Consider the following 11,578-nt stretch of genomic DNA (forward strand, 5'->3'; position numbering starts at 1 on the left):
GTGGTACTAACAGACTTTTTATCAGCTGCATCCCTGCCGGTCATTGCAGATAATAATATTGCATTATCCACAACATTTTTAGTCATTGGTCCGGGAGTATCTAGCGTACTGGAAATTGGCACAATGCCTGTCCTGCTTAAAAGTCCAATGGTTGGTTTTAATCCAACCACGGAATTCTGACTCGATGGCGAAAGAATAGATCCCGAAGTCTCTGTTCCTACGGCTGCCACTGCGTAGTTCGCAGCTACTGCGGTTCCGCTCCCTGCGCTAGAGCCACCTGTTTCAAAAACTCGCCTGCCATAAGGGTTTAGTGTTTGTCCGCCAATAGCGCTATATCCCAAAGGACAGCCATTACACATATAATACGCCCATTCACTAAGATTGACTTTACCCAATATCAAAGCTTTGTTTTTCTTCAATTGCTCAACAATAAAAGCATCATTAGTATCATTCTCTTTAAGAGCAATTGCCCCGGCAGTGGTATTCATACCTTCCGTACCAATATTGTCTTTAAGAAGAATAGGCATACCAAAAATTGGATGACGTTCATCTGACATTAACTTATCGAGCTCCCTGGCTTCATCCACCACATTCTCATTTAGCGCTATTATGGTATGTAAAGTAGTTTTGCCATCGAGTTCAAATAGATAAATTCTATAGAGAAAAAAACGAACCAATTTTTCGTAATTTAATTTCCCGTCTTTAATGTGCCTTTGAATGGTTGGAATATCCTGTTCCAGTATCAAGGGTTTTAATTGTTCATATTCAGCCTCGGACATTTCTACAACTTCGTGATACAGCGGCCGGAATATCTCATTCTTGTCGGATACCCTGGACTGTATGAGTTTGTATTGCATCCGTGATTTCTCGTGCTCTTGATTTGCAGCTACTTCAGAGGAGTCATTGTAGGCCTTCCAAAGTACAACAGAGGAATAATCTTTTTCTTTGGTTTCCTTGCAGGAAATAATTGCCAAAAAGGCAAGTAAGAAAATTTTCTTTTTCATTGTTTTGATTTTACTTGTTTCTCCCTCCAAAGAGAGATATTTTGCTCATTCATGCGAACAAATTCATCTTTATCTTCTTTTTGGGCTAATTCCAACGATTTTTGTGCAGAATTAATGGCACTACCATAATCTTCCAAGGCAGCTTCAACCATAGACTTAACCCTATAAAAATAATAAGTATCCCCTCCAATTTCAATAGCCTTATTTAAATAAAGAAGGGCTTGCGTGTATAATTTCCCTTGCTCCTGCAGATAGCGCGCGGCCTCATAATAGGTTTGCGCAGTGGGGTTTTCCTTTATTCCTGTTGCAATCTCCTCCATCATTTTACTATCTGTATCTACTGCGATTGGAATTGATATAATAGTATTTTCCCAAATCCACAACATATTGCATGAATTGTGATCAATTTCATCAAAAGTAATAAGGAAGTTTTCCTGATAATCAGAATTATTCACAGGATTGATCCGGATCCTGAAGGCATCGTCGGCAGGGTCGTATGCTTTTCTTCCATCACCCCAATGTTCAGTATTTTTATGAAAAACTACCTCCCAATAATCTTCATATGGGAAGGCATATAGCGCATATGTTCCCCGGGGCAAATTATTATCCATAACAGATATATCGGAGTCTACAGTAAATTTAGTAGACTCATTTGCGCCAACCCGCCAAATGCGTCCATAAGGCACAAGGTCACCAAATATTTTTCTGCCTTTAGCTCCGGGCCTGGAATAAGTCACTGTTATTTTCGTAAGACCAACATCCTGCTCAACCTTTGAAAATGGGCTGGCCTTAGGGATCTCAATTTGTGCAGTAAGAACTGCTGAGCATAAAATAATAAGTATGAAGTTTAGGGCTTTCAATTAGTGATGTTAAAGAATGAATCCACAAATTCAAATTTATTGAATACCTGAAGATCCTCAATTCCTTCACCAACACCTATATATTTAACCGGAATCTGAAACTGATCTGAAATACCTATTACTACGCCCCCTTTGGCTGTACCATCTAATTTTGTGACCGCTAATGACGTTACCTCTGTAGCCCTGGTAAATTCCTTGGCCTGTTCAAATGCGTTTTGCCCGGTAGATCCGTCAAGTACCAAAAGTACTTCATGTGGGGCTTCATCGATAACTTTTTGCATAACTCGCTTAACCTTACCAAGCTCATTCATTAAGTTTACCTTATTATGCAATCTGCCCGCAGTATCAATTAAAACCACGTCTGCGCCCTGGGTAACAGCAGAACTTAATGTGTCAAAGGCTACTGAGGCAGGGTCACTGCCCATTTTTTGTTTTACTAAAGGCACATCCACACGATCCGCCCAAACCTGAAGCTGATCTATAGCTGCCGCTCTAAAGGTATCTGCAGCTCCTATTACAACCTGCAAGCCCTGCTTTTTAAACTGATAGGCCAGTTTTCCAATTGTAGTTGTTTTACCTACCCCGTTTACACCAACCACCATAATAACATATGGACCTTTACTGTCGGGTATCCTAAATTCTTCCTCTTCGCCCAAATGAGTTTCTGATAAAAGGCCTGCGATTTCTTCGCGGAGAATTTCGTTCAGCTCATCGGTACCCATGTATTTATCTCTGGAAACCCTTTCTTCTATTCGTTCAATAATCTTGAGGGTGGTAGCTACTCCTACGTCGGAGGTAACTAAAACTTCCTCCAGGTTATCCAAAACATCATCATCTACCTTAGACTTGCCGGCCACAGCCTTGCTAAGTTTGGATAAAAAACTGGTTTTGGTTTTCTCCAAACCTTTATCCAGTGTTTCTTTTTTCTGTGAGGAAAATATTTTTTTAAATAAGCTCATAGCACCATTAAAAGTCGTTGAGCAAATATATGAAATTAAAAAAGCCGCTCTCAATAGAAAGCGGCTCGGAACATAAATTTTAGTTAGTTTGTTACTTCTTAGTCAACCATTCGTTCACCATTTCTGGTGGCATAACAGATTCTACAAAAGTATAGGCACCTGTTTTAGGTGATTTTACCATTTTTATAGCTTTGGTAAGTCTTTTAGAACTTGATTGTAAACTCGCTACCGTCTTCTTTGCCATGCTTTCTTATTTTATCTCTTTATGAACAGTCATTTTCTTTAGAATAGGATTGAATTTTTTAATCTCCAACCTATCCGGGCTATTCTTCTTGTTCTTGGTTGTAATATATCGGGATGTACCGGGCATACCTGAATTTTTATGCTCCGTGCACTCTAATATTACCTGAACTCTGTTTCCTTTTTTTGCCATTGTATTCTGTATAATAAAGGATTATTTAATCAATCCTTTTGCTCTAGCCTCTTTTAAAACAGCAGAGATGCCTTTTTTGTTTATGGATTTAAGAGCCCTAGTAGAAACCTTTAAAGTGATCCATCTATCTTCTTCCGGAATATAGAAACGTTTTTTGGAAAGATTTACATCAAATCTTCTCCTCGTTTTATTGATAGAGAAGGATACATTATTTCCAAACATCGCTCTCTTCCCGGTAAGTTCACAAACTTTTGACATTACGCTACTTTTTACTTGATTTTAAACAGGGTGCAAATTTAATTCATTTTTGTGTGATGGACAAAATTCTCTTACAAAATTCTCTTCTAGAAATTTAAAATTTCTTTTTGCAGCATCTGGAAAGCCTTGTGCACTGCTTTTTGGACTATTCTTGTTCGGTGATTTCCCATGGTAAATTTTTCAACGATTACATCATTGGGGGTAGCAATTGCAATATAAACAGTACCTATAGGAGCGTCCGAATCGCCTTTTAAAGGGCCTGCATTGCCTGTTGTTGCTACGGAAAAGTCTGACTGCAACAATTCCCTGATATTTATAGCCATTGCCTTTGCAACTTCCGCGCTTACTACCGAATTCTTTTCTATCAGTTCCTCAGGCACTTTAAGAACATCTATTTTAACCTGAGTGGCATAGCCTACAACACTGCCCAAAAAATATGCCGAAGCACCCGGAATGGCAGTAAGCTGCTCTGCTATTTTACCCCCCGTAAAACTTTCAGCGGTAGCCAGGGTCATTTTCTTTGCAGTGAGCAATTTTGCAACTCCCGATTCTATAGATCCATCCTCTTCTTCACCATAAATGATATCCCCGATTATGGAATATAATTTTGCTGCTTCAGTTTTAACCGCCTCCTCTATAAGATTCTTGTCTGGCCCCTTGGCGGTTAATCGCAATCGTACTTTACCTAAATTAGGGAGGTATGCCAGCTTTACAAAGGATGGTAAATTTTCCTCCCAATCCTCAATTATAGCTGCTATCGCACTTTCTCCCAGGCCATAGGTCATGATCGTCTTATGATAAATGTGCGGACGATGAAAAGTAGCAGCAATTTTTGGGATAACTGCATTGTTTATGAGATTTTTCATCTCAAAAGGTACTCCCGGAAGTGAAATAAAAGTGGCTTTCTCATTAGACATCCACATTCCCGGTGCTGTACCGTATTCATTGTGCAAGACCTGAGCTTTGGAAGGCACCAAAGCCTGGTGCCTGTTGACATCGGATATCGGGGTAGCGATATACTTTTTAAATAACTCCTCTATGTGAGCTAATACCTTTTTGTCTTCTACCAGTTTATCATTCAAATATTCACAGAGTGTACGTTTTGTTATATCGTCTTTGGTGGGCCCTAAACCACCCGTAATGATAATTATTTCTGCCCTTTTTTCCGCGTCTGAAAAAGCTTTGAGAATATGAGATCTATCGTCCTGAACAGAAGTAATCTGGAATACAGAAACGCCAATCTTATTTAATTCGGTAGCGATAAAAGCAGAATTGGTATCTACTATTTGTCCTATAAGTATTTCATCGCCAATAGTTATAATTTCTGCCAGCATCAGAAATCGAAGTCCTTTTTTAGTTCAGAAATTACCTGATGTATGTCTTTTTTTAGTAGTGGAAACTTTTTCTCAATTTCTTCTTTATTTTCCGAACTTTTACCTAATGTTTCAATATCGAGAGCAACAGCCCTGCTTTGCTCCATTCCCAATAAATCCACATTGGGTTTTATTTTATGTGCTAGTTTATAAACGTTCTCATAATCACCATTTTCAATGGCGATCTCTAGATCTTTAATATCCTGAGGCACTTCCTCAAGGAATACAGAAACAACAGATTTGATGAAATCCTCATCCCCTTCAGCCATCTCATTAATTTTATCCAAACTGTAGATCATTTATTTAATTTTTACTTTGAGTAATTCTTCACCTTCAAGCGCAGCCGAAAGGTAATCATTTACGCTTATTTTACCAACCCCTGCGGGAGTTCCGGTAAAAATAATGTCTCCTTTTTTGAGCATAAAGTATTTAGATACGTAAGAAATCAGCGAATCTATACTCCATAGCATTAAACCTGTATTCCCGTTTTGAACGATTTCCCCATTTTTGGAAAGTGTAAAATTTAGATCATTCAGATTTTCAAATTTATTTTTATCAATCCATTTTCCAATTACAGCCGAACCATCAAAACCTTTTGAGATTTCCCAGGGAAGACCTTTTTCTTTTAGTTTGGATTGCAGATCTCTGGCCGTAAAATCTATACCAAGTCCAATTTCGTCATAATAGGTATGTGCAAACTTTTCATTGATATGCTTACCCACTTTTTTAATTTTTACCAGAACTTCTAATTCATAATGAATTTCGTTCGAAAAATCAGGGATATAAAAATCCTGTTCCTTTGGAAGAACTGCAGAGTCCGGCTTTATAAATACTACAGGGTCTTTGGGCCTTTCATTATCCAATTCCTTTATATGATCTGCATAATTGCGACCAACACAAATGATTTTCATCTCCTAATTCCTAATTATTTTAGCTTAATTTATTATTAAGCCGGCTTAGTTTTATCTGAGTAAGTACCTTTTTGGTATACAGTGGAAAATCTGCATTCAGGATCCATCCAAAATAACCAGGCTCCATTTCCAGGACCTCCAGCACTTTCTTGCCCTTGTGCTTGCCAAAAGAAAAAATTTCCTCATCGTCTTCATTAAAACTAATAAAGCCGGCAAAATCGGCAAACTTTCTATGAGTAGAGAACTCGGCGAGTTTCTTTACATTATTTTCCAATTCGGGATAACGATCTAATTGAGAGAGAAGGACTTCGTAGGTAGCTGTAGTGTCTGCTTCAGCACTATGGGCATCTGTTAGATCCTTATCGCAATAGAATTTGTAGGCAGCTGCCAGGGTTCGTTTTTCCATCTTATGAAAGATGGTCTGAACATCTACAGACAACATGTTTTTAAGATCAAAATCAATGTCTGCACGAAGCATTTCTTCTGCCAAAAGCGGAATATCAAAGCGATCCGAATTAAAGCCGGCCAGGTCGCAGTCTTTTATTATATTAAAAATTTCTTTAGCCAGGTCCTTAAAAGTTGGCTCATTAGCTACTTTTTCATTAGAAATACCATGGACTGCAATTACCTCATCAGGAATAGTCATTTCAGGATTAACCAGCCAGGTCCTGTTTTCTTTATTACCATTAGGATAAACTTTCAGAATAGAAATTTCAACAATGCGGTCTTTGGCGACATTGGTGCCTGTAGTTTCCAAATCAAAAAAACATATGGGCTTGCTGAGTTTTAGTTCCATTTGTGAGGTTTTTAGCAAAGATAGTTTTTAAAACAAAGTTAAACCCGACTTAAATATTGGGTCTTTGTACAATTTTAGCTTAAGGGCGCCAACTATAATAATGTTTAATGAAGTTAGAAAAATACGGATTGAATTTAATCTTATTAAATCTCTCTATCCACATCCCAGGCCTCAAGATAGTCTGCAACCGTTTTAACGAACATGCCCCCCAATGCTCCATTTACAACCCGATGATCATAACTGTGTGAAAGAAACATCTTGCTTCGGATCCCAATAAAATCGCCTTCCTCAGTTTCAATAACGGCAGGCATTTTCCGAATAGCTCCCAGGGCTAATATGCCAACCTGTGGTTGGTTAATGATAGGTGTTCCGAAAACGCTTCCAAAAGAGCCCACATTTGTGACTGTATAGGTGCCGTCTTTTATTTCATCCGGTTTCAGCGCATTGTTTCTTGCCCTGTTTGCAAGGTCATTAACTACTTTGGCCATACCAACTAAATTTAGCTGATCTGCATTTTTAATTACAGGTACTATCAAATTTCCATCAGGCAATGCAGCAGCCATTCCAATGTTGATATTCTTTTTCCTTATAACCGTATCCCCTTCAACTGAAATGTTGACCATTGGATACTTTTTTAAGGCTTTGGCAACAGCTTCCATAAAAATTGGGGTAAAGGTTAACTTTTCTCCCTCATTCTTCTGGAATTCATCTTTAACCTTATTCCTCCATGTAACCACCTTGGTAACATCTACTTCAATAAAACTTTGAACGTGAGCTGAAGTTGAGATACTCTCTATCATGTGATGAGCAATGAGTTTACCCATCCTTGTCATTGGAATAAGCTCATCTTCACCATTAGACTGTACTCTTGTAACCTGATGTGGTTCTGTACGAACAGCAGTTTCCTTTATTACAGGTTCAGGCTCCTTAACCGGTATTGGAGTGGGTTTTGCAACCGGTGTGATTTCAGGTTTGCCATTTTTAACATAGGCCAATATATCGTTCTTAGTAACCCTTCCTTCTTTTCCCGTACCCTCAATTTTATCGAGTTCTTCGGTGGTTATCCCCTCTTCCCTCGCAATATTTTTAACAAGTGGAGAATAAAATCTGGTAGTATCAGCTGTGCTTTGAGCAGTGCTGGCAACATATTCCTGGACATTAGCCACATTTTCTTCCAAAACACCGGCTTCCTCAGGAATAACTTCCTTAATTTCTTCTTTATGTTCGGCCACCGCACCTTCTGTGGAATCTGACCCGCCTTCCATTTCTATTACAGCTACGACCTGTCCTACTTTTATAACATCGTCTATTTCAAAAAGTTTTTCAAGCAACACACCCTCAACTTCGCTTGGTACTTCAGAATCTACCTTATCAGTAGCAATTTCAAAAACCGCTTCATCCATTTCTATGGTATCGCCAACCTCCTTCAACCAAGCTGTTAAGGTAGCCTCTGCAACACTTTCACCCATTTGCGGCAATTTCAATTCAAACTTTGCCATATTATTATTTAAAGTGCTTTTTTGATTAAATATTTTGCAAAAATACTAAAAAAACGTCCTTATTTTTAAATTTATTGTATCAATTATCTTTAAGTAGCCTTTAAGGAACCTTCAAATGGAATTCTGTTAAGAATGCTTCTTCCTAAAGTAACTTCATCTGCATATTCCAATTCATCGCCTACCGATATACCTCTTGCAATTGTAGATATTTTTATATCAAAAGGCTTTAGTTGTTTGTAGATATAAAAGTTAGTAGTATCCCCCTCCATGGTAGAACTCAGGGCAAATATCAGTTCATTTATCTTATTTTGATTAACTTTTGAGATCAGGGAGGAAATGGTTAAATCTTGCGGGCCAACACCTTCCATCGGGGATATTTTACCTCCCAGCACATGGTATAAGCCTGTATATTGACCAGTGTTTTCAATAGCCATGACATCACGAATATCTTCCACTACGCAAACCACATCCTGCTCCCTTTTAGAATTTGTACAAATTTCACATAGAGCAACATCTGAGATATTATGGCAATTTGAGCAAAATCTGATTTCCTCTCTGAGCGCCTGGAGCGAACGAGATAAATCTGATGTTTGTTCCTCCGGCTGGTTTAAAAGGTGAAGTACTAACCGCAAAGCAGTTCGTTTACCAATTCCCGGTAACTGAGACATATGGTATACTGCATTTTCCAAGAGTTTAGATGAAAATTCCATAAAAGCAAAATTACATAATGTTTTAAGTTTTTGTACTTTGCGCTCGTAATTTATTTTTATGACAGCATCGCATATTCTGCTCCTTATTGGCGGTTATTTCTTCTTGCTATTGCTTATCTCTTACTTCACCGGAAAAAACGATTCCAATGCTGATTTTTTTAAGGCAGGAAAACAATCGCCCTGGTATTTAGTTGCTTTTGGCATGATTGGCGCATCTTTATCCGGGGTCACTTTTATATCCGTACCGGGTTGGGTAGAAAGTTCGCAATTCAGCTATATGCAGGTTGTTTTCGGCTATTTAGTAGGATATTTTGTCGTTGCCTTTATTCTTATGCCCATATATTATCGCTCTAATGTTACCTCTATTTATGAGTACCTCAAGGAACGATTTGGAAATGTAAGTTACAAAATTGGAGCTTTATCTTTCTTTATCTCCAGGGTATTGGGAGCCTCTTTCCGCCTTTTCCTGGTAGCCATTGTGCTGCAGCAGTTTGTATTTGACGCCTGGAATGTTCCATTTGAAGTTACCGTGGTTTTATCTATACTTTTGATATGGATATATACTTTTAGAGGCGGGATAAAAACAATTGTTTGGACAGACACTCTGCAAACTTTGTTTATGCTACTATCAGTAGGCTTATCTATTTACTTTATAAACGCAAAATTGGGCTGGAGCTTTACGGAGTTTTTTAATTCTGAAGAATTAAAGGAGTACAGTCAGGTGCTGTTTACGGATGATTTTTATGTGAAAAATCACTTTATAAAGTCTTTTCTGGGGGGCATGTTCATTACTATCTGTATGACCGGTCTGGATCAGGATATGATGCAAAAGAACTTAACCTGTAAGAATTTAAAAGATGCTCAGAAGAATATGGTTTCTTTCAGTATTATTCTTATTGTGGTAAATTTTGTCTTTCTGCTATTGGGTGCTTTGCTTTTTATTTATGCTTCTAAATTTGATATCGCAACTCCACTAATGGATGGGGAACCAAAATCTGATCTTCTTTTTCCTGAAATTGCGTTAAACAGTGGTTTGGGTATTACCGTTGCGATCACTTTTATGCTTGGACTGATTGCAGCTGCCTATAGCAGTGCGGATAGTGCTCTTACTTCCCTGACTACTTCGTTTTGTGTAGATTTTCTCGGAATTGAAAAGAAGCCGGCAAACGCTCAAAAGACAATAAGAAAAAAGACCCATGTCTGGATGAGCGTGCTCCTGATTCTAATGGTTATACTATTCAAATATGTTCTGGACAGGAATGTTATTGATGGCCTTTTAACGGTAGCTACCTACACCTACGGACCATTATTGGGCCTCTTTGCCTTTGGTATCTTTACATCTCATAAAGTGGCAGACAACTATGTTTGGATTGTAGCCGTGACCGCGGTACTAATGGTAATAGGGATTGCGAATATCCCCGTAGAATACCTGGGAGGATATGCCGTGGGCTATGAATTGTTACCTGTTAATGGGTTATTTACTTTTATTGGATTATATCTGATAAGAAAAAGACCTGATTAGTACTTTTCAATAATTGCGGCTTTTAAGAGTTCAAGGTCTTCAAGAATTGAATTTCCCATCTCTTTCAAATAGATCTCTGTATTATTCGAATTTAATTCATCCAACTCTAATTGCTGGAAAAGCCGTTTTTCATCAAAATAGCATTTGGTCTCATAGTCAAGCATTCGGGTAGGTACTTTATCTTCGGAACCTTCATTATAAGGAAGGTCATAGCTTTTTTCTGAAAAATAAATCAATTCGTCATCCTTTAGATAGAAACATTTTTCTAGAGTAGTATTTTCTCCGGAAGCCTTAAGCGACAACTTTTGGATTTCATCTTTCTCAAAAAAGGAACTAAGATGAGCACCGCTGCTGGTATAGTTTAACAATTGAAATTCTACTATTGAGTCCCAATCCGACTTATTCTCCAGCATTTCAACATATTCGTTTATTGACAATACTAATTTCTGATTTGCTTGTTGCTGGGCATTTCCGGTGAATACCATAAAAGCCAAATAGAAAAAAACAATTGTCTTTAGCATATCAATTAATATTGATCTGTAGCCAATAATACCAGAGTGCATGCCTCTTCCACCTTAATTATATTATTTCGAAGCAGTGCGTAAAACTCCGGGTTTTCGGTTCCGGGATTAAAAATCACACGCTCTGGTTTTAGTTGAATGATTTGTTCATAATGTTCCTTTTGTCGTTTTTCATTGAGGTACAAGGTAATAGTATGAATATTTTGAAATTTTTCAAGCTCCGTACTAATCTGCACATCTGCCACATACCCATTCCTAAGACCAAAAGCCAAGGTTTCAATATTTTTTGCCCGCAATTTGTTTATGGCCAAATTACTGTAGCGATTCGGGTTTAAGGAAGCTCCAAAAACAAGTGTTCTTTTCATAAAATAATTCTTGCTACGTTAAAGTGTGTTAATGACTGTAACTTTTCAAATAATAATTCGTCTTTAATTAATACAACAAAAAACTTAATTCGTTGTTGATGCTATATTTTTATAGTTAATGGTTAGTGTTTAGTATGGCTCAGCAACGAAAGAAACCCCGGCAAATCTGTCGGGGTTTTGTTATTTCATTACATTAGTCTACATGAATGCATTTTCCGGCCATTAAAAAGCCAAAGATACTACATCAATTTATTCAAATCACATTCAAATAAGTTTAAAGGACAGCCTATTATTTGAATCATGAAAATATGTTAAAATATTTATTTAAAGTAACATTAACTATATGTTATCGTCATGTATGTATCAT

Annotated in this window: 15 protein-coding genes; 1 reads left to right on the top strand and 14 read right to left on the bottom strand. The window is 37.7% G+C overall.

Features of this window, described 5'->3' with window-relative positions; genetic code table 11:
• The 12 genes from Q0X89_RS05870 to recR all read right to left on the bottom strand — a co-directional run.
• Positions 1–1,004, bottom strand: a 1,004-nt coding sequence (locus Q0X89_RS05870) for an amidase family protein (RefSeq protein WP_297692081.1), incomplete at its 3' end; no start/stop codon positions are given.
• Positions 1,001–1,864 carry a DUF2911 domain-containing protein gene (locus Q0X89_RS05875; RefSeq protein ID WP_297692083.1) on the bottom strand — a complete coding sequence of 288 codons (864 nt, stop codon included), beginning with the start codon at positions 1,862–1,864 and terminating at the stop codon, positions 1,001–1,003. The genes Q0X89_RS05875 and Q0X89_RS05870, both read right to left, overlap by 4 nt.
• The gene (gene ftsY, locus Q0X89_RS05880; protein ID WP_297692085.1) at positions 1,861–2,823 is read right to left on the bottom strand and encodes a signal recognition particle-docking protein FtsY; all 963 of its coding nucleotides are present in this window, start codon (positions 2,821–2,823) and stop codon (positions 1,861–1,863) included. Before ftsY ends, Q0X89_RS05875 begins: the two co-directional genes overlap by 4 nt.
• A 91-nt stretch (positions 2,824–2,914) precedes the next feature.
• Complete coding sequence (locus tag Q0X89_RS05885; RefSeq protein ID WP_019670386.1) at positions 2,915–3,067, bottom strand: DUF4295 domain-containing protein; 153 nt, start codon at positions 3,065–3,067, stop codon at positions 2,915–2,917.
• A gap of 6 nt (positions 3,068–3,073) precedes the next feature.
• The gene (gene rpmG, locus Q0X89_RS05890; RefSeq protein ID WP_019670387.1) at positions 3,074–3,256 is read right to left on the bottom strand and encodes a 50S ribosomal protein L33; all 183 of its coding nucleotides are present in this window, start codon (positions 3,254–3,256) and stop codon (positions 3,074–3,076) included.
• Between the two features lie 21 nt (positions 3,257–3,277).
• Complete coding sequence (rpmB, locus tag Q0X89_RS05895; protein WP_019670388.1) at positions 3,278–3,514, bottom strand: 50S ribosomal protein L28; 237 nt, start codon at positions 3,512–3,514, stop codon at positions 3,278–3,280.
• Positions 3,515–3,600: 86 nt separating this feature from the next.
• Positions 3,601–4,848, bottom strand: a complete 1,248-nt coding sequence (locus Q0X89_RS05900) for a competence/damage-inducible protein A (protein WP_297692092.1) — start codon at positions 4,846–4,848, stop codon at positions 3,601–3,603.
• Positions 4,848–5,186 carry an Hpt domain-containing protein gene (locus Q0X89_RS05905; RefSeq protein WP_297692094.1) on the bottom strand — a complete coding sequence of 113 codons (339 nt, stop codon included), beginning with the start codon at positions 5,184–5,186 and terminating at the stop codon, positions 4,848–4,850. Before Q0X89_RS05905 ends, Q0X89_RS05900 begins: the two co-directional genes overlap by 1 nt.
• Positions 5,187–5,798 (bottom strand): fumarylacetoacetate hydrolase family protein, encoded by a 612-nt coding sequence (locus Q0X89_RS05910; protein WP_297692096.1) that lies wholly within the window; start codon positions 5,796–5,798, stop codon positions 5,187–5,189. It abuts the gene before it with no gap.
• Between the two features lie 19 nt (positions 5,799–5,817).
• The gene (locus Q0X89_RS05915; RefSeq protein WP_297692098.1) at positions 5,818–6,594 is read right to left on the bottom strand and encodes a 3'-5' exonuclease; all 777 of its coding nucleotides are present in this window, start codon (positions 6,592–6,594) and stop codon (positions 5,818–5,820) included.
• 143 nt (positions 6,595–6,737) lie between these two features.
• Entirely contained in the window at positions 6,738–8,093 is a 1,356-nt protein-coding gene (locus tag Q0X89_RS05920) for a dihydrolipoamide acetyltransferase family protein (RefSeq protein WP_297692100.1), read from the bottom strand.
• Between the two features lie 89 nt (positions 8,094–8,182).
• On the bottom strand, positions 8,183–8,803 hold the full coding sequence (gene recR / locus Q0X89_RS05925; protein ID WP_297692102.1) for a recombination mediator RecR: 621 nt from the start codon (positions 8,801–8,803) through the stop codon (positions 8,183–8,185).
• A gap of 58 nt (positions 8,804–8,861) precedes the next feature.
• Between recR and Q0X89_RS05930 the strand changes: the two genes are divergently transcribed.
• On the top strand, positions 8,862–10,325 hold the full coding sequence (locus tag Q0X89_RS05930; protein WP_297692103.1) for a sodium:solute symporter: 1,464 nt from the start codon (positions 8,862–8,864) through the stop codon (positions 10,323–10,325).
• On the opposite strand, the gene Q0X89_RS05935 is transcribed toward Q0X89_RS05930, so the two are convergent.
• Both Q0X89_RS05935 and Q0X89_RS05940 read right to left on the bottom strand, forming a co-directional pair.
• Positions 10,322–10,846 carry a hypothetical protein gene (locus Q0X89_RS05935; protein ID WP_297692105.1) on the bottom strand — a complete coding sequence of 175 codons (525 nt, stop codon included), beginning with the start codon at positions 10,844–10,846 and terminating at the stop codon, positions 10,322–10,324. The genes Q0X89_RS05930 and Q0X89_RS05935 overlap by 4 nt on opposite strands.
• Before the next feature lie 5 nt (positions 10,847–10,851).
• A complete protein-coding gene (locus Q0X89_RS05940) occupies positions 10,852–11,211 on the bottom strand; it encodes a CoA-binding protein (RefSeq protein WP_297692107.1) in 360 nt (119 codons plus the stop codon).
• Positions 11,212–11,578 lie beyond the last annotated feature (367 nt).

This window comes from uncultured Eudoraea sp. (assembly GCF_947258525.1).
Lineage (GTDB): Bacteria > Bacteroidota > Bacteroidia > Flavobacteriales > Flavobacteriaceae > Eudoraea.

Coding starts and splice junctions, on each gene's coding strand:
- Q0X89_RS05915 (WP_297692098.1), bottom strand. CDS start 6,594: ATGGAACTAAAACTCAGCAAGCCCATATGTTTTTTTGATTTGGAAACT.
- Q0X89_RS05935 (WP_297692105.1), bottom strand. CDS start 10,846: ATGCTAAAGACAATTGTTTTTTTCTATTTGGCTTTTATGGTATTCACC.
- Q0X89_RS05900 (WP_297692092.1), bottom strand. CDS start 4,848: ATGCTGGCAGAAATTATAACTATTGGCGATGAAATACTTATAGGACAA.
- Q0X89_RS05930 (WP_297692103.1), top strand. CDS start 8,862: ATGACAGCATCGCATATTCTGCTCCTTATTGGCGGTTATTTCTTCTTG.
- Q0X89_RS05905 (WP_297692094.1), bottom strand. CDS start 5,186: ATGATCTACAGTTTGGATAAAATTAATGAGATGGCTGAAGGGGATGAG.
- recR (WP_297692102.1), bottom strand. CDS start 8,803: ATGGAATTTTCATCTAAACTCTTGGAAAATGCAGTATACCATATGTCT.
- Q0X89_RS05885 (WP_019670386.1), bottom strand. CDS start 3,067: ATGGCAAAGAAGACGGTAGCGAGTTTACAATCAAGTTCTAAAAGACTT.
- rpmG (WP_019670387.1), bottom strand. CDS start 3,256: ATGGCAAAAAAAGGAAACAGAGTTCAGGTAATATTAGAGTGCACGGAG.
- rpmB (WP_019670388.1), bottom strand. CDS start 3,514: ATGTCAAAAGTTTGTGAACTTACCGGGAAGAGAGCGATGTTTGGAAAT.
- Q0X89_RS05920 (WP_297692100.1), bottom strand. CDS start 8,093: ATGGCAAAGTTTGAATTGAAATTGCCGCAAATGGGTGAAAGTGTTGCA.
- ftsY (WP_297692085.1), bottom strand. CDS start 2,823: ATGAGCTTATTTAAAAAAATATTTTCCTCACAGAAAAAAGAAACACTG.
- Q0X89_RS05940 (WP_297692107.1), bottom strand. CDS start 11,211: ATGAAAAGAACACTTGTTTTTGGAGCTTCCTTAAACCCGAATCGCTAC.
- Q0X89_RS05910 (WP_297692096.1), bottom strand. CDS start 5,798: ATGAAAATCATTTGTGTTGGTCGCAATTATGCAGATCATATAAAGGAA.